The organism is Aquabacterium soli (assembly GCF_003933735.1).
Classification (GTDB): Bacteria; Pseudomonadota; Gammaproteobacteria; order Burkholderiales; family Burkholderiaceae_C; genus Aquabacterium; species Aquabacterium soli.
The window spans coordinates 253,076-269,697 of the sequence record NZ_RSED01000001.1 but is presented as its reverse complement, the minus strand read 5'-3'; the positions used below and the strand labels follow the sequence as shown (position 1 = coordinate 269,697).

Sequence of the window (16,622 nt, the reverse complement as noted above, 5' to 3'; positions counted from 1 at the left end):
TCCAGACAGGGTTTCCCGCCATTCGAAATGTAAGCAGGTCTACCCACAAAGAAATGACGGCCCCGAAGGGCCGCCATCGATGACCGCAAGGCAGGATCAGGCAGCCAGGCGCTGCTCGATCTTGGCCTTGGTGGCGGGCATTTCAGCCGGCAGGTGGAAGGCCAGTTGCTGGAACAGCTCTTCGTGCAGCTTGAGTTCCTGCGTCCAGGCGGCGGTGTCGATGCCGATGACCGACTGGAACTGCTCCTTCGAGAAGTTCAGGCCATTCCAGTTGATGTCTTCGTAGGTGGGGCTCAGGCCGAAGGCGTTGTCCACGCCCTTGGTGGTGCCGGTGATGCGGCCCAGGATCCATTCCAGAACGCGCATGTTCTCGCCATAGCCGGGCCACACGAACTTGCCGTCGGCGCCCTTGCGGAACCAGTTCACGCAGAAGATCTTGGGCAGCTTGGCGCCCTCGCCCTGCAGCTTGGTGCCCAGGTTCAGCCAGTGCTGGAAGTAGTCGCTCATGTTGTAGCCCATGAAGGGCAGCATGGCGAACGGATCGCGGCGCACCACGCCTTGTGCACCGAAGGCGGCAGCCGTGGTTTCGGAGCCCATGGTGGCAGCCATGTAGACGCCTTCCGTCCAGTCCTTGGCCTCGGTCACCAGCGGCACGGTGGTCGAGCGGCGGCCACCGAAGATGAAGGCGTCGATCGCCACACCGGCGGGGTTGTCCCATTCGCTGTCGAGCGCGGGGTTGTTGGTGGCGGCCACGGTGAAGCGGGCGTTCGGGTGGGCGGCCTTGGCACCGGTTTCCTTGGCGATCTGCGGCGTCCAGTCCTTGCCTTGCCAGTCGATCAGGTGGGCGGGGGCCGTGTCGGTCATGCCTTCCCACCACACGTCGCCATCGTCGGTCAGGGCCACGTTCGTGAAGATCACGTCGCGGTCCAGCGAGTGCATGCAGTTCGGGTTGGTCTGCATGTTGGTGCCGGGGGCCACACCAAAGTAGCCGGCCTCGGGATTGATGGCGTACAGACGGCCATCGGCACCGGGCTTGACCCAGGCGATGTCGTCACCGATGGTGGAGACCTTCCAGCCGTTGTAGCCCTCGGGCGGAATCAGCATGGCGAAATTGGTCTTGCCGCAGGCGCTCGGGAAGGCCGCGGCCACGTGGAACTTCTGGCCCTGGGGGTTGGTCACGCCCAGCAGCAGCATGTGCTCGGCCAGCCAACCCTGGTCGCGGCCCATGGTGGAGGCGATGCGCAGCGCGAAGCACTTCTTGCCCAACAGGGCGTTGCCGCCGTAGCCGGAGCCATAGGACCAGATCTCGCGCGTGGCGGGGTAGTGGACGATGTACTTGACGGTGGGGTTGCAAGGCCAGACCGAATCCTTCTGACCAGCCTCGAGCGGCGCGCCCACGGTGTGCACGCAGGGCACGAACTCGCCATCGGTGCCCAGAACGTCGATCACGCCCTTGCCCATGCGGGTCATGAGCTTCATGTTGACGGCCACGTAGGCACTGTCGGACAGCTCGACACCGATGTGGGCGATGTCGGAGCCCAGCGGGCCCATGCTGAAGGGCACCACATACATGGTGCGGCCCTTCATGGCGCCCTTGAACAGGGCGCCTTCACCGGTCTGCAGCTTGGCGCGCATTTCAGCGGGCTCGCACCAGTTGTTGGTGGGGCCGGCATCTTCCTTGCGATCGGAACAGATGAAGGTGCGGTCTTCGACCCGGGCCACGTCGGACGGGTCGGTCACGGCCAGGTAGCTGTTGGGGCGCAGCTCGGGGTTGAGCTTCTTGAAGCTGCCGGCGTTGACCAGCAGGTTGCACAGGCGGTCGTATTCTTCCTGCGAACCATCGCACCAGACGATGTCCTTGGGCTGCACCAGGGCGGCGATCTCGGCCACCCAGGCAATCAGTTTCGCATTCTTGACGTAGGCGGGGGCATTCACCTGCGTCGCTGTAGCTGTGGTCATGACAGAAGCTCCAAAAGTTGAAATCAAAGTCTCGACAGCGCAAACATCAATGAAATCAAAGACTTGTGCGCTCTCGACACCTTGCTTCGGCTGGCCCGCCCGACGAGGCACGGGGCATACAAGCCCCATGCCAGTCCAACAGGCAGCCACCCCGCCGCGCCATCAGTGTTTCATCAAACAGTCATTGGCGACGGCCCCGGGGTCTGTGAACCGAGCCCGCCATTTTAGTTCAGTCCGCATTTTTCAGGCGTCCCCCTGCTTCGAGGGATTGCACGGGGAGGACAAACACCGTGCCAACTAATTCACATGGTGCACTCCCGCACACGGGTGGGGCGTGAGGGCCGCCACAATACGGCAACGCTATGGCAAAAGATTTCACACCGGTCTGAATGACGTCCATTGAACTCGACGCGCTGGCTTTCAGCGCACGCATCGCCTTCGTCACCGTGCTGATCAGCTTTCCCCTGGCAATGCTGGCGGCGTCCTGGACGGGCCGCAGAGGACTCAAAGGACGTTGGGTGCTCGACGCCTTGCTGCTGCTGCCGCTGGGGGTGTCGCCCGCCGTGATCGGCTGGGGCGTGGTGAGCCTGCTCGGCCCGGAGGGCCCGGCGGGCGATTGGCTGTCCAAGGGCCAGGGCTGGCAGGCCGAAATCACACCTCACGGCCTGGTGCTGGTTGCCTTCTGCCTGGTGCTGCCCTTGATGATCCGCACGATGCGCCCGGCCTTCGAAGCGGTCGACTTGCTGCAACTGCAGACCGCGCGAACGCTCGGGGCCACCCGCTGGAGCGCGTGGTGGAGTGTCACCGTCGCTCAGACTGCGCCAATGCTGCTGTCGGCCGCCGCGCTGGGCTTCGCCGCGGCCTGGGGCGAATCCGGCGCCTCCGTGGTGCTGGCAGCGGCGCTGCAGGCCCGGTGGCCGCAGACAGCCCCGGATGCGGCCACCGTGCCGCTGACCCTGCTGAGTGCCATGCAGACCGAACGCGGCCAGGCCATCGCTTTTCGCTTGAGCATGGTCTCGCTGGGCGTGGCGCTGGCGGCCATGCTGCTCAGTGAATGGGCGCGGCAGCGCTGGCGCCGCCGCGCCCTGCCCCTGGATGCGCGAGGGGTGAGCCGGTGAGCCGGGGCACGCCATCGCCCCCCGCCCCCCTGGCGGTCGAGTTGCGCCTTCGCCGTGCCGGGCTGGACATCCAGGCCCAGTTCCGCGTGGCGCCCGGTCACGTCTGCGCGCTGGTGGGGCGCCCAGGATCGGGCAAAACGGCACTGATGCAGTGTGCCGCTGGCCTGATCCCGGCGCAATCCGGCCGGGTGAGCGTGGGCACCGATGTGCTCTACGACAGCCCGACCGGACTCAACAGCCCCCCCGAATCGCGGCGCTTTGCCTGGGTGGACGGGCGCGGCCTGCTGTTCCCGCACATGAACGTGCGACGCAATCTGGAGTACGGCTACAAGCGCGCCGCCGCACCACGCCATCAGATCGACTACGAATCAGTGCTGGACTGGCTGGACCTGAAGTCGCTGCTGGCCCTGTGGCCCCACCAGCTCGCCCCGGCCCAGCGCCAGCGCGTGGCGCTGGCGCGTGCGCTGCTGTCCATGCCCAGTGCGCTGTTCCTGCGCGATCCATTGGGCCAGGTGCCCACCCATGAACAACCGGCACTGCTGGAGCTGCTCGGCGAGATGCGCACGCGCTTTCGCCTGCCCACGGTATTCATGAGCCCCCGCATCGACGAGGCCATCCGCCTGGCCGATGACGTGGTGATCCTGCACGAAGGCCGCGTGGCCAGTGCCGGCCCGCTGGCGCGGGTGCTGTCGGATGTGTCGCTGTCGACCTTCCTGGAGGGCGTGCACGCGGGTTGCGTGCTGGAAGGCCGCGTCAGCCAGCACGACATCGAGTGGCTGCTCACCGAGGTGGACGTGGCCGGCCAGCGCGTCACCATCCCGGCCCTGCTGCAGGCCGAAGGCAAGCGCGTGCGTTTGAAGATCCGCGCCCGCGACATCAACATCCACCGCGAAGCGCTGCCGGATTCCAGCATCAGCAACCAGCTGCGCGGGCGCATCACCCAGGTCATGCTGGCGGGCAACAACGGGGCCTATGGCGCCGTGGCCGTGGAGCTGCACCGCCTGCTGGACCTGCACGACAGCAACCCTCCCCCCGCCGAAGCGGTGGTATGGAGCCTGCTGACGCGCCGCACGATCGAGCAGATGGGCCTGGCACCCGGCCAGGACTGCCATGTGAGCTTCAAGGCCATGGCCGTGACCGTGGCGCCCCGCGCGTGAGCCGGCACCGGGCCCGGGCTTTGCTATCCTGGATCCCATGACCCTGACCTGCCAGCTCCTGTCCGTCAACGTGGCTCAGGCCCGCCACGTCACCATCGACGGCCGCCAGATCCTCACGGCCATCGACAAGCACCCCATCAGTTCGCTGGAAGACCCGCGCCGCATCACCGTGGGCCCACTGGGGCTGGAAGGCGATGAGCAGGCCGATCCCACCGTGCATGGCGGCCAGGCCAAGGCGGTGTACGCCTACCCGCATGAGCACTACGCCTTCTGGCAGACCGTGCGGGCCCAGGCAGGCAAGGCCGGCTGGGATGACACCGCCAACCCCGGACTGCTGGGCGAGAACCTGACGATCACCGGCCTGCTGGAAACCGATGCGTACATCGGTGACGTGCTGCGGTTTCCGGACTGCTCGCTCGCCGTGAGCGAGCCGCGCCACCCCTGCTACAAGTTCGAGGCCAAGCTGTTCCGCCAGGCGTCCAAGATGATGGTCCAGTCGGCCTTCTGCGGCTTCTACCTGGCCGTGCGCCGGGGCGGCACCATCGCCGCGGGCGAGCACTTCGAGATCGTGCCCGGCCCGCGCGAGGTCAGCATCCGCGACCTCTTCCGCGACCAGATGTCGCGCAAGAAGCTCTGAGGCGTCAAAGGTCCTGAGCCCGGCGGCGCAGCACGCCGCCCAGCACGGCCAGGCCACCCAGCAGCATCGCCAGGCTTTGCGGCTCGGGCACGGCGGCGACCGTCAACTGCCCTTGCAGCAAGCCTGAACGATCGATGTTAAGGCGTTGGTCCGCATCGAGCAGCGCCGGCAGGCCTTGCGTCAACTGCTGGTGGGCCGACAGCGTCAGCACCAGCTCGTCGCCGACCACAGCCTCGAAGCTCAGGTGGATCTGCTGGCTGCCACTGGCCGACCACAGGCTGTCATGGCGGGCCAGGCTGTCCGTGCCGCGCGAGATGTCAAGGCTCAGGCCGACCTCGCCCAGGCCTGGCAGGCCGCCGAACAGGGCATCGGCCGAGCCGGTGAAGTCCACGCGCACGCGGGTGCCCGCGGCCTCGCCGGCATCACCCGCAATCAGCAGGCGCAGGCCGCCCAGGGCCAGGTCCTGCGTGAGGTTGAAGCCGGACACCGTGGTCTGGGTCGTGGCGGCCACGTTCCAGTACTGGGAGGCGGACAGCATCACGTCGGCCGTGTCCGGCGCCGTCTGGGTGTCCACCACGATCAGGTGGCTGTGGCCTTGCTCCATGCTGGCAGAGCCCAGGGACTGAGCCCCGCCAGCCAGGCTGTCCGCCAGCAGCACCTGCCCCGGGCCCGACAGATCCTGCAGTGCGCCGATCACGGCCTGCCCCGCGCCCTCACCGCCGACCTGGCCGGACTGGTCCAGCAGGTCGAAGCCCGCGCCCGGTGACAGCAGCGTCCAGTGCGCGGCCTGGGCCGAGGTCTGCGCGGCCAATGCCAGCCCGAAGGCCAGCACCGCGGTGCGCAGGGTGTGGGCCACAGCGGCCCCTTGGGTGGTCTTCATCATCGTGGGTACTCCAGTGACCTGCCCTGTGCTCAAGGCAGCAGGGTGATGCGGTTGCGCGGGCCGGGCGCCACACCGGCCCGGTTGGCGCGCAGGTAGGCTTCGAAGGCATCGGTGTCGACGGCGCCGCCCAGTCGGTTCGTGCCATTGCGCAAGGCATAGAACTGGTCGCCGCCATCGGCCAGGAAGCTGTTGACCGTGATGCGGTAGCTGGCCGCCGGGTCCACCACCACGCCGTTGATGCGCAAGCTGGCCGGATCGACCTTGCTGCACGCCGGGGCACTGGCGCTGTAGGCATAGCGCAGGCTGTGCGAGATCTGCAGGACGCGGGCAAAGGGCTGGCCGGTGGCCGGTGCATCCGCAGGGTAGCCCTGCGTGCAACCCATGAACTGCTGCTCCAGCGCCAGCTTGAGATCGGCGCCGCTCAAGGTCATCGTGACCATCGCGTTGCCGAAGGGCTGCACGGTGAAGGCCTCGCCATAGGTGACCTGGCCATCGCTCTTGCCCGGAGCGCTGTAGGGCATGTCGGCGCGGATGCCGCCAGCATTCATCAAGGCCACCACGGCCTCACCGAAGCCTGCGTCATCGGTGGCATCGAGCTGCGCATCGGCGATCACGTCACCCAGGCTGGACTCACCGGCGGCCTTGGCATCGCGCGACAGCGTGGCCGTGATGCGGCCGATCACGCGGCTGGCGGGCGCCAGGGCCTCGGCCTTGTAGTGGTCGACGATGGCCTTGAGCGAGGCGCTCTCGGCCACGGCGCTGCTGTTGGGGATGCTGACGTTGTTGGCCGTCACGCTGCGCACATCGTGCGTGCGGGTGTCGATCACCAGGTCGATGTCGCTGACCATGCGGCCGTACTGGCCCGCCGAGGTCACGCGCACCGGCACGTTGGCCTTGTTGGGCAGCGCGCAGTTGTAGGCCTGGTGTGTGTGGCCGCTGACCACCAGGTCCACAGCCGGATCCAGCCGCTTGACGATGTCGACGATGGCACCGGACACACCGGTGCAGCCATTGGCGCCACCGGACACGATGGCACCCCCTTCATGCACCAGCACCACCACGGCCTCGATGCCCTGGGCCTTGAGCTGCGGGATCAGCGCGTTGACGGTGTCGGCCTCGTCCTTGAAGGACAGCCCCGCCACGCCGGCGGGCGAGACGATGGTGGGCGTGCTCTCCAGCGTCATGCCGATGAAGGCCACCTTGTGGCCGAGGAAATCCTTGATGCCGACGCCGGGCAGCAGGGTCTGGCCCGTGGCCTTGTCCTGCACGTTGGCGGCCAGGAAGCCGAACTGCGCGCCCTTGAACTGGCCTTCGGCATTGAGGTCGGCGGCCAGGCCCTTGCCGGAATAGAGGTCGGTGGGGTGGTTGCCGCCGTGCTGCATGCGCAGGATCTCGGCCTTGCCTTCGTCGAACTCGTGGTTGCCGACGGCATTGAAGTCGATGCCGACGCGGTTCATGGCCTCGATGGTGGGCTCGTCGTGGAACAGGGCCGACACCAGCGGGCTGGCGCCGATCATGTCGCCGGCCGACACCACGGCATGCAGCGGATTGGCGGCCTTGAGCTCGGCCACCTTGGTGGCGAAGCGCGCCACGCCGGGGTTGCTGCCCGAGGCTTCGACCGAGCCATGAAAGTCGTTGAAGCCGATCAGCTTGACCTTGAGCGTGCTGCCCACGCCGGAGGCCTGCGCGGCCGACAGCAGCTTCACGCGCTCGACCGCCGTGAGCTTGCCGGCCTTCTGCAGATCGAAGGACACGCGCGAGACGTGCGACACGAAGGCTGCCTGGCTGGCCCAGGGCTGCTCATCGGCAAAAGCATCGTCCAGCGTGGCGCAGTCAGCGCCGACCACGCGGTTGGCCAGGCCGGTGTCGTGCGTGCCGAAGGTGACCTGGCTGCTGGCGCCGATGGTGCAGGCCGGGGTGGCCGCATGGGCCGAATGCCAGCCCAGGGCGCCGATGAGGGCGCAGGTCAGGGCCATGGCGGTGGAGTGGTGCTTCTTGTCGATCATGGTCGGGGAAATCCTGGTGTAGTGATGGTCGCAACGACGAGGTCAGCGCGACAAGCGACGGCGGCCCATGAAGCCCAGCAGGCCCAGGCCGGCCAGCACCATCGCGGCGGCATCGGGTTCGGGCACGGGGGTGACAGTGAAAGCCGTGGTGCTGGGCACGACGCTGGCGTAGCCGCCATCGCCACGGTCGGTCCAGTGGGCGGCGTCGGACACCAGGGACTTGTAATCGGCCAGGCTGGCCTTGCCATCTCGGGGGCCGGTGTACTCGGCGTAGTCGCTGCCATTGCCCAGCTTGACGGCACCGGCGCCGATGCTCAGGCCGGTGTTGCTCAAGCTGCCCTGGGCGCTGCTGAAGGCACCCGTGGAGATCGCTGCCAGGAAGCTGGTGGGGGTGCTTGCGTTGGTGCCCTGGTACAGGTAGATGGTTTCGTTTTCTGCGCTCAGGCCGTAGTTGGTGCTGCCGGAGACCGACGCACGGCTGAGGGTGCCCAGCGAAGCGCTCAGGCTGGTGGTGTCGATCCTGGAGAAGCGGATGACGGTGCCGGCGGCGATGGTGCTCGCGCCGGTGGTCCACTGGTGGTGGCTTTCACCGGTGTTGAAGGCCGAACCGTTCCATTCGTTGTCGCTGAAGTAGAACTGGGTGTTGGCGGCCAGGTCGACGAAGGTCACGAGGGACCAGCCGTCTTCATCGGCGTTGTAGGCGGTGAAGGCCAGATCGCCAGCGCTCAGGGCGTTGGCATTGAAGGCGGCGACGGCGGTGGCAATGGCCAGGATCGAGCGCTTGAAACCGGTGGACATGCTGGGTACTCCGTGAAGGTGCGGCCCGGAAGGGGACCGTTCTGGAGGACATGCTAGGGACGGCGTTTGAAGCGCTCATGACGTGGCATGAGCCGTTTGCGGACAGCACGTACCCCTGCCCTGCGTCTGGCGCGAGGCCAGTCACAGCGGTGTCATCAGCGATTGCTGGCCAGTGTCAGTGGCTGGGGTTGCGCACGCCTGCGGCCACATGCCCGGCGGGCACATGCGGTGCAGCGTTCTCGACATGACCGGTCTGGTCGTCGAAGAAGAAATCGGGCTCGAACTCGCGCAGGAAGGCGCCCTTGGGCAGGCCGCCCAGGAACATGGCCTCGTCGACCTCGATGTGCCAATCCATCAGGGTGCGGATGGCGCGCTCGTGCGCGGGGGCGCTGCGGGCGGTGACGAGGGCGGTGCGCAGGCGCATGGGCGAGGGGCCATGGCCTTCGCCGGGCGGTGCGTTGTCGGGCTTGGTGCTGGCCTGCTCCAGCGCGCGCAGGGCGTGCAGGGCCAGCAGCAGCGGCTTGAAGGGCCCGGCCGGCAAGGGCTTGGCGGCCTGCTCGACCTCGTGGCGCTGAAAGGCGTCCAGCCCGCCATCCTGGAAGACCTGCTCGGCCTCGTCGGAGAAAAGCACGGCGTCGCCGTCGAAGGCGATGCGCACTTCGTTGGGGTGGGCCTCGCCGGCACGCGCTGAATGGGGCAGCACGCGGGCGGCAGGCACGCCAGCGGCCAGGGCAGAGCGCACATCGGTGTCGTTGGCCGACAGGAACAGGTGGGCCCCCAGGGGGCGCAGGTATTGCCAGGGCGGGCGGCCCCGCGTGAACACGCCACGCTCGATGGGCAGGCCGTAGTGCTGGGCGGAGCGGAACACGCGCAGGCCGGAGGCCGGGTCGTTGCGCGAGAGGATGACGACCTCGACCCGGGGGGCGCCAGGGGCGTTGAAGGCCAGCAGCTTGCGCACCAGTTGGAAGGCGACGCCAGGACGGGCGGGGGTGTCCAGGCGGTCGAGCTGGAGCTGCATGTAGGCGCGGTCGTCCGCGGCTTCGAAGAGCTTGTTCTCCTCTTCGAAATCGAAGAGGGCTCGGGCGGAGATGGCGACGACCAGTTGGCCTTCTAGCGATGCGGGCATGTTGTGAGTTTAGTGGAGGTCGCTCGGGTGGGTCAGGTATGGGTGGGGTCGGAGGGTGTGGGTGGGGCAGGCTGGCGGCGGTTCACTGTGGCGGTCGGCCCTTCAGGCCGACTGCCCTGCGGTGCTCGGCGCCACAGAGGCCCTTGCCAGCCCGCCCCACCCGCACCCTCCGCCCTGCCCCACCCAGCCCTGCCGCCCTCACTGGGGAGTGAGCAGGGCTGCGCCCCGCTCACCGTCATTGCTCGGCTTCGCCATCGGGTTGGGAGGGAAGGTCGGGTGGCCCTGGGGGTGCGCCTGTGAGGCGCCGAGGAGCGCAGTGGTGAGGTGGGCATGTGCGCAGCACATGCTTCGTTCATCTGACTGGCCGCAGCTGTTTGAGCGAAAGGCCCATAGGGCCTGTAGCGAGTTCTGCGGCCCCACCTCACCGCGAGCACCGCAGGGAAGTCATCGCCAAGGGCGATGACCGCCTCACGTGAAGCACCCCCAGGGCCACCCGACCTTCCCGGAGCGCTCCAAATCCGAGCAAAGGACCTACTGCACAAACCCGATAGAAGCCTTCTTCACAGACCCCACTGGCAGATCCCGAACCGCCAGTGCGTCCCGCCCATCCAGCTTCGCATTCCCGAACGCCGTCATCAAGGCCCGCCTCATCTCACGCGGCGCCAGCGTCGACAAGGCCTCCAGCACCGCCTCAGACAGCTCAGGCACAAACCGCTGCCCCCAGGCGTGATCGGCACGGATGCTGCGGTACAGCTTGCCTGCGATCCTGCGAGCAGCCTCCGCATCCGGCATCTCGATCTCGAACACATTCACCCGGTTGAGGATCGGATCCGGGATCGCTCGCGCCTCGTTGGCCGTGGCCACCCAGATCACCTGGCTCGCATCGATCGGCACCTCGGCGAACTCGTCGGTGAAGTTGTGCGCCGTGTCGTGTTCCAGCAGGCTGTAGAGCGATCCCAGCGGGTCATACGCATGCTCGCCGCCCGCCTTGTCGATCTCGTCGACCACCATCACCGGGTTGGCGTACTGGCCATCGACCAGCGTCTCGAACACCTTGCCCGGCCGCGCGCCCTTCCACTGGCTGGAAGCGCCCGACAGCACCCAGCCCGCCGTCATCGAGCTCATCGAGATGAAGCCCATGCCCGTGCCCAGCAACTGCGCCATCTCGCGTGCGAAGTGCGTCTTGCCCACCCCGGGCGGGCCCAGCAGCAGCATGGGCGTGATCTCCAGTGCATCGTGGCTGTCGGTGCACAGCGCCAGCTGGCGCTTGAGGTCATCGAGCACCTCGTGGAAATTGGGCAGCTCGTCGTAGAGGTGCTCCATCGCAGGCAGACCCGAGGGCTTGACCTGGAAGCGGTCCGGGCCCATCTCAAGCATGCGCTCGTAGGTGGCGCGCAGGCCCTCGTGTTCACGCATGGGCAGCTTGCCCAGTCGCCGCTCGACCTCGTCGAGCCGGTAGACATGCCGCATGTGGGCGATCGGGATCCGTGTGCGCGCACCGGCGTCCTGCACCAGGGCCAACTCCCCACGACACACACCCACATCATCACGATGGTTGCTGCTCGTCTTCATCACTGCGCCTCCACCCGGGCGTGAACACCATGGCCCGGGACATGATCACGACATCATTGCAGCAAAGAATAGCCGAGGTGAGCCCGCGAACAAGGGGGCCCTGCCGGGGGGCAAATACGGCCCACAAACGCGCCTATCCGGCGTAGGATCAGTGGCTGGATACAACTGAGCTGACCGAAAAGGCGACAATCCGGGGTAAGAAATCACACGGAGGCCCATCGCCATGTCCGCCCGCGCTGCACAGGGAGCCCTGTCTCCTGACGCCGCCCTGCCAAGGCTGCCCGCCTGGCACCGCCGCCTGATCGCCCTGCTGGGCTGGATCGGCGCAGCCACCTTCCTGACGCTGCTGGTGTGGTCGGCCCATCCCTGGTTCATCAGCCAGTCGTCCCACCCGGATGTGAGCTTTGCGCAGCAGCGTTTTCGCCTGATGCCCACTGCGGTCAATCCAGGCAGTGAATGGCTGGACGTGACACTGCCCGACACCTGGGCCGAGCGCGGCCAGCCCGGCGGCGGCGTGGGGCGCTACGAGATCACCTTCAACCTGGCACGCGCGCCAAGCGCCTTGGGCGAAGGCCCATGGGCCGTGCGCATCGACCGGCTCAGCTTCCAGCACCGCCTGTGGCTCAATGGCCAGCTCATCCATGCCGCCACAGTGGGCGCCGCCGGCCCCACAGGCCGGCCGCTGGCCTACATGGTGCAGGTGCCGCGCGAGCTGCTGCGCGAAGGCCCCAACCAGCTGGCCGTCGAGGTGCACCACGGCAGCATGGGCGGGATGTCCGTGCCCATCATCGGGCTGGCGGCCGATGTGATGCCCGGCTTCACCGTACAGAGCTTCCTCACCGAGGGCCTGCCCCTGGCGGTGAACGTGGTGTCCGCGGCGTTCGCCGTCTTCCTCACGCTGATCTGGCTGCGGCGCCGCCAGGAGGTGGGCATGGGCATGCTGGGCCTGCTCGCCATGGTGGTGTCCGTGCGCAACAGTGCCTACTACGTGGTCAACGGGCCCACGATCCCGCCCGAGCTCAGCGCCTGGATCTACTTCAGCGCGCAGACCACGGCCACCGTGCTGCTGGGCGCCTTCGCGATGGCGATCGCCGACAAGAACTGGCCGTGGTTCCGCAAGGTGCTGTGGGGCACGCTGATCGGCGCGCCTCTGCTGGGCGCCATCGCGGTGTCGCACGGCGTGCTGCCGCAGGTGCGTGCCGTGGTTTACCCGGCGATGCTGCTGTTGATGCTGCCCACCTTGACCCTGCTGCTGCGCGTACCGGCCAAGTTCGGCGGATGGTCGGGCCGGGGCATGGTGCTGGGCATCGCGATCTCGCTGGTGGCCGGGGTGCACGACTACATGCGCCTGCAGGGCATGGTCTCGGTGATGCACACCTACTGGATGTCGCTGGCCACGCCCATCACGCTGGCCAGCTATGGCGTGGCGCTGATGAACCGCTTCATCGAGGCCGTGGGCGAGGTCGAGCAGCACAATGTTCAGCTCGAACGCAAGGTGGCCGAGCGCACCGAGGACCTGGCTGCGGCCAACGCCGCCAAGGGCCACTTCCTGGCCGCGGCCAGCCACGACCTGCGCCAACCCGTGGCCGCCGTGGGCCTGCTGTCGGGCCTGCTGCGCGAGCGACTGAAAGATTCGCCCCTGAAGGACATGACCGACCGCCTGGCGGACGCCGTGCGTGCGATGGAGAACCTGCTCAGCGGGCTGCTGGACCTGTCGCGACTGGAGGCCAAGGCCATCCGCCCGCACTGGCAGGGGGTGGCGCTGGGCGACCTGCTGCGCCGCATCGCCACGCACGAAGATCCGGCCGCACGGGCGAAGGGCCTGCGCCTGCGCCTGCGCCCCACCCAGGCCGTGGCCGAGAGCGATCCCGTGCTGCTGGAGCAGATGGTGCGCAACCTGGTCGGCAATGCCGTGCGCTACACCCAGCGAGGCGGCGTGCTGGTGGGCGTGCGCCGTCGCGGCCAGAACCTGTCCATCCAGGTGTGGGACACGGGTGGTGGCATCGCGCCTGAAGACCAGCAACGCATCTTCCAGGATTTCGTGCAACTGGCCAACCCGGAGCGCAACCAGGCCAAGGGCTTGGGCCTGGGCTTGTCCATCGTGCAACGCGCCTCGCGCCTGCTGGACCACCCGATCGGGCTGCGCTCACGCGTGGGCCATGGCTCGTGCTTTTCGATCGAGGTCCCGGCACGGCTGGGTGCGCAGGCCGTGGCCCAGGCCGCCGCCACGCCTGAACCGGCACCTCCGGCCGGATCGGAGCACCCGCTGCAAGACCGCCACATCGTTGTCGTGGACGACGACGCCAGCGTGCGCCAGGCCCTGACGGAGCGCCTGCGCGCCTGGGGTGCCTACGTGAGCGCGGTGGATTCGCTGGACGCGCTGGACGAACTGCTGCAGCGCGTGATGTCCATCGACATGCTGATCACCGACCACCGGCTGTGCGATGGCGATGGCCTTCAGGCGATTGGCCTGGCGCGAGGCGCGCACCCGCAACTCGCAGCGCTCGTGATCACGGGGGACACGGCCAGCGAACAGCTGCAATCGCTGATGAACAGCAGCATCCCGGTGCTGCACAAGCCTTTCCAGGCCGAGGCGCTGTTGCGGGTGATCGAGCTGCAGTTGAGCGTACATCCCGACAACCTGGGTGGCACTGCGTCGACCGCGGCCAACGCCTGATCACCAGCGGGTGATCACTTCACCCAGGTGTTCATCTGCATGATGGGCAGCATCACCGACATCACGATCAGCATCACCACCAGGCCCATCACCACGATCAGCAGGGGTTCTAGCACCGTGGCGATGGCCAGGGCCTTGCGCTGCACTTCACCAGAGAGCTGGTTGGCCGCACGCTGGAGCATGAGGGGCAGTTGGCCCGTCTGCTCGCCCAGGCGTGCGAACATCGGCAACAGACCCGGGAAGCGTTTCTTGGCCGCCAGGGCCGAGGCCAGCGGCGCACCTTCGCGCACCTGCACCAGCGCATCGAGCGCATCGGCCCGCATGGCGCGGTTGGACAAGGTTTCTGCGGCGGCCTGCAGGGCCTTGAGGATGGGCACGCCCGAGCCGGCCAGCATGGCCAGCGTGCCGGCGAAGCGCGCTGCGTTGTAGCCGCGCGAGAGCTTGCCGATCAAGGGCAGGCCCAGCCAGAAGGCATCGAACTTCAGGCGGAAGCCCTCATCGCGCCGAGCGAACATCAGGCCCGAGAAACCACCGATCACCACCAGCGCGATCAGCCAGCCCCAGTTGCGCATCAGCGCGCTCAGGCCCAGCATGAACTGGGTGAGGAAGGGCAAGGCCCGCTTGCTGCTGGAGAACACCTGGGCCACCTGTGGCACCACGAACACCAGCAGCGCCACCACGATCACCACGGCGAACAGGGACACAATGGCGGGGTAGAGCGTGGCGCCGATCAGCTTGGATTTCAGCGCCTGCTGCTCTTCCAGGTCGTTGGCCAGCTTGTCGAGCACATTGCCCAGCTGACCGCTCTGCTCGCCAGCCGCCACCACGCCGCGGTACACATCGTCGAACTCGCGCTTGAAGCCGGACAGCGCCTGCGCAAACGGAGCGCCGGCATTGACCTCCGAGCGCATGTGCGCCACCAGCTCGCGCTGGCGGGGGTCTTCGGCCTCGTCGGCCAGGGCCGTGAGCGCGCGCTCCAGCGGCAGGCCCGCCACGACCAGGCCCGAGAGCTGGCGCGTCCATATGGACAGATCCGAGGCACCGAACACGCGCCGCGTGAAGAGGGTCGAGGGCGCCTTGCCGCCGGCCTCCTGGTGCGCCTGCTGCTGCGCCATCACGGCGTCCACCTTCAGGGGCACCAGGTTCTGGCCGCGCAACTGCGCACGGGCCGCCTTGGGGTTGTCGGCATCGACCAGACCGGACACGGTCTTGCCGGCGACATCCAGGGCTTCGAAGCGGAAAGCGGCCATGGGGGGCTCCGGCCTTATTCGCGCGTGACGCGCAGAACCTCTTCAAGCGAGGTGACGCCTTCGTTCACCAGCCGCTCGCCGTCCTCGCGCATGGTCTGCATGCCATCGAGCTGGGCCACCTCGAACAGGCGGGCCTCGGACGCCTGGCTGTGGATCAGGCCGCGGATCTCGTCATCGGCCACCATCAGCTCATACACGCCTGTCCGGCCCTTGTAGCCTGTCATGCCGCATTCGGTGCAGCCCACGGGGTGCCAGCGGTGCTGCTCGTCTTCGCGCTTGCAGTGCGGGCACAGCTTGCGCACCAGGCGCTGGGCCAGCACGCCGATCAGGCTGGAGGACAGCAGGAAGGGCTCGATGCCCATGTCGGTCAGGCGGGTGACCGCGCTGGGCGCGTCGTTGGTGTGCAGCGTGGCCAGCACCAAGTGGCCTGTGAGCGAAGCCTGCACGGCGATCTGCGCGGTCTCGAAATCGCGGATTTCACCGATCATGATCACGTCAGGATCCTGCCGCAGGATGGCGCGCAGGGCCTTGGCGAAGGTCAGCTCGATCTTGGCGTTGACCTGGGTCTGGCCGATGCCGGCCAGCTCGTATTCGACCGGGTCTTCCACGGTGAGCACATTGGTGGTCGAGGCATCGACCGTGCTCAGGCCCGCGTACAGCGTGGTCGTCTTGCCCGAGCCGGTGGGCCCGGTGACCAGCACGATGCCGTGGGGCTGGCGCAGCAGGCGCTTGAAGCGGTCGAGCGAATCGCCGCTCATGCCCAGCGATTCGAGGGTGAACTTGTTGGCATCGCCCTTGTCCAGCAGACGCAGCACGGCGCGCTCGCCGTGGGCTGATGGCAAGGTGGACACGCGCACATCCACCGCGCGGCCGCCGATGCGCAGGCTGATGCGGCCATCCTGCGGCAGGCGCTTTTCAGAGATGTCGAGCTCGGCCATGATCTTGAGGCGCGAGATCAGGGCGGCGTGCAGGGCCTTGTTGGGCGCGACCACCTCGCGCAAGGTGCCGTCGACCCGGAAGCGCACGGCCGAGCTGCGCTCATACGGTTCGATGTGGATGTCGGAGGCGCCATCCTTCGCGGCCTGCGTGAGCAGCGCGTTGAGCATGCGGATGATGGGCGCGTCGTTGCTCGATTCGAGCAGGTCTTCCACGGCGGGCAGGTCCTGCATCATGCGAGACAGATCGACCGCGCTCTCGACCTCGCCGACCACGGCGGCCGCGCTGCCCTCGCCGGCCGCATAGGCCGAAGCGATGCGCTGGCTCAGCGTTTCAGCGGGCTCGCGCTCGATGGCGTTGACCACGTAGTGCCGCATCACCTCCGACAACGCCGACAGGGGCACGCCCTCGCTGGTCCAGAGGGTGACGCGCTCGCCGTCGGTTTCGAGCAGCAGGCCATTGCTGCGCGCGAAGGCGTATGGCAGGGGGTGGCGGGCGCCCAT

The 16,622-nt window shown here is 67.7% G+C and carries 12 protein-coding genes; 4 read left to right on the top strand and 8 right to left on the bottom strand.

From position 1 onward, the window contains the following. Positions 1–96 precede the first annotated feature (96 nt). Positions 97–1,959, bottom strand: coding sequence for a phosphoenolpyruvate carboxykinase (GTP) (locus EIP75_RS01075; RefSeq protein ID WP_125241360.1), 1,863 nt, complete (start codon positions 1,957–1,959; stop codon positions 97–99). 389 nt (positions 1,960–2,348) lie between these two features. Here EIP75_RS01075 and EIP75_RS01070 point away from each other — a divergent pair, with 389 nt between their 5' ends. From EIP75_RS01070 to EIP75_RS01060, 3 genes are read left to right on the top strand one after another with little or no spacing between them, the layout of a single operon-like run. Continuing rightward, positions 2,349–3,077, top strand: coding sequence for an ABC transporter permease subunit (locus EIP75_RS01070; RefSeq protein WP_125241359.1), 729 nt, complete (start codon positions 2,349–2,351; stop codon positions 3,075–3,077). Then, positions 3,074–4,234, top strand: coding sequence for a molybdenum ABC transporter ATP-binding protein (locus tag EIP75_RS01065; protein WP_158622699.1), 1,161 nt, complete (start codon positions 3,074–3,076; stop codon positions 4,232–4,234). Before EIP75_RS01070 ends, EIP75_RS01065 begins: the two co-directional genes overlap by 4 nt. A gap of 37 nt (positions 4,235–4,271) precedes the next feature. Continuing rightward, positions 4,272–4,871, top strand: a complete 600-nt coding sequence (locus EIP75_RS01060) for an MOSC domain-containing protein (RefSeq protein WP_125241357.1) — start codon at positions 4,272–4,274, stop codon at positions 4,869–4,871. A 4-nt stretch (positions 4,872–4,875) separates the two neighbouring features. Here EIP75_RS01060 and EIP75_RS01055 read toward each other — a convergent pair whose 3' ends face one another. From EIP75_RS01055 to EIP75_RS01035, 5 genes are all read right to left on the bottom strand, one after another. Continuing rightward, positions 4,876–5,754, bottom strand: a complete 879-nt coding sequence (locus EIP75_RS01055; RefSeq protein WP_125241356.1) for a PEP-CTERM sorting domain-containing protein — start codon at positions 5,752–5,754, stop codon at positions 4,876–4,878. A gap of 29 nt (positions 5,755–5,783) precedes the next feature. After that, entirely contained in the window at positions 5,784–7,760 is a 1,977-nt protein-coding gene (locus tag EIP75_RS01050) for a bifunctional metallophosphatase/5'-nucleotidase (RefSeq protein WP_233584615.1), read from the bottom strand. A 42-nt stretch (positions 7,761–7,802) separates the two neighbouring features. Then, the gene (locus EIP75_RS01045) at positions 7,803–8,558 is read right to left on the bottom strand and encodes a PEP-CTERM sorting domain-containing protein (RefSeq protein ID WP_125241355.1); all 756 of its coding nucleotides are present in this window, start codon (positions 8,556–8,558) and stop codon (positions 7,803–7,805) included. A 175-nt stretch (positions 8,559–8,733) separates the two neighbouring features. Beyond that, entirely contained in the window at positions 8,734–9,684 is a 951-nt protein-coding gene (locus EIP75_RS01040) for a 5'-nucleotidase (protein ID WP_125241354.1), read from the bottom strand. Between the two features lie 531 nt (positions 9,685–10,215). Further along, on the bottom strand, positions 10,216–11,154 hold the full coding sequence (locus EIP75_RS01035; RefSeq protein ID WP_233584636.1) for an AAA family ATPase: 939 nt from the start codon (positions 11,152–11,154) through the stop codon (positions 10,216–10,218). Between the two features lie 325 nt (positions 11,155–11,479). Between EIP75_RS01035 and EIP75_RS01030 the strand changes: the two genes are divergently transcribed. Then, positions 11,480–13,933, top strand: a complete 2,454-nt coding sequence (locus tag EIP75_RS01030; RefSeq protein WP_125241352.1) for an ATP-binding response regulator — start codon at positions 11,480–11,482, stop codon at positions 13,931–13,933. A 14-nt stretch (positions 13,934–13,947) separates the two neighbouring features. Here EIP75_RS01030 and gspF read toward each other — a convergent pair whose 3' ends face one another. Together gspF and gspE are read right to left on the bottom strand one after the other, a co-directional pair. Further along, complete coding sequence (gene gspF / locus EIP75_RS01025; protein WP_125241351.1) at positions 13,948–15,183, bottom strand: type II secretion system inner membrane protein GspF; 1,236 nt, start codon at positions 15,181–15,183, stop codon at positions 13,948–13,950. A gap of 14 nt (positions 15,184–15,197) precedes the next feature. Next, positions 15,198–16,622: a type II secretion system ATPase GspE gene (gene gspE / locus EIP75_RS01020; protein WP_125241350.1), complete on the bottom strand. Its 1,425-nt coding sequence runs from the start codon at positions 16,620–16,622 to the stop codon at positions 15,198–15,200.

Bases quoted from the DNA above. Each gene is read 5' to 3' on its own strand.
- EIP75_RS01075 (WP_125241360.1), bottom strand. From the start codon at position 1,959: ATGACCACAGCTACAGCGACGCAGGTGAATGCCCCCGCCTACGTCAAG.
- EIP75_RS01045 (WP_125241355.1), bottom strand. From the start codon at position 8,558: ATGTCCACCGGTTTCAAGCGCTCGATCCTGGCCATTGCCACCGCCGTC.
- EIP75_RS01030 (WP_125241352.1), top strand. From the start codon at position 11,480: ATGTCCGCCCGCGCTGCACAGGGAGCCCTGTCTCCTGACGCCGCCCTG.
- EIP75_RS01060 (WP_125241357.1), top strand. From the start codon at position 4,272: ATGACCCTGACCTGCCAGCTCCTGTCCGTCAACGTGGCTCAGGCCCGC.
- EIP75_RS01055 (WP_125241356.1), bottom strand. From the start codon at position 5,754: ATGATGAAGACCACCCAAGGGGCCGCTGTGGCCCACACCCTGCGCACC.
- gspF (WP_125241351.1), bottom strand. From the start codon at position 15,183: ATGGCCGCTTTCCGCTTCGAAGCCCTGGATGTCGCCGGCAAGACCGTG.
- gspE (WP_125241350.1), bottom strand. From the start codon at position 16,622: ATGGGCGCCCGCCACCCCCTGCCATACGCCTTCGCGCGCAGCAATGGC.
- EIP75_RS01040 (WP_125241354.1), bottom strand. From the start codon at position 9,684: ATGCCCGCATCGCTAGAAGGCCAACTGGTCGTCGCCATCTCCGCCCGA.
- EIP75_RS01035 (WP_233584636.1), bottom strand. From the start codon at position 11,154: ATGCGGCATGTCTACCGGCTCGACGAGGTCGAGCGGCGACTGGGCAAG.
- EIP75_RS01070 (WP_125241359.1), top strand. From the start codon at position 2,349: ATGACGTCCATTGAACTCGACGCGCTGGCTTTCAGCGCACGCATCGCC.
- EIP75_RS01050 (WP_233584615.1), bottom strand. From the start codon at position 7,760: ATGATCGACAAGAAGCACCACTCCACCGCCATGGCCCTGACCTGCGCC.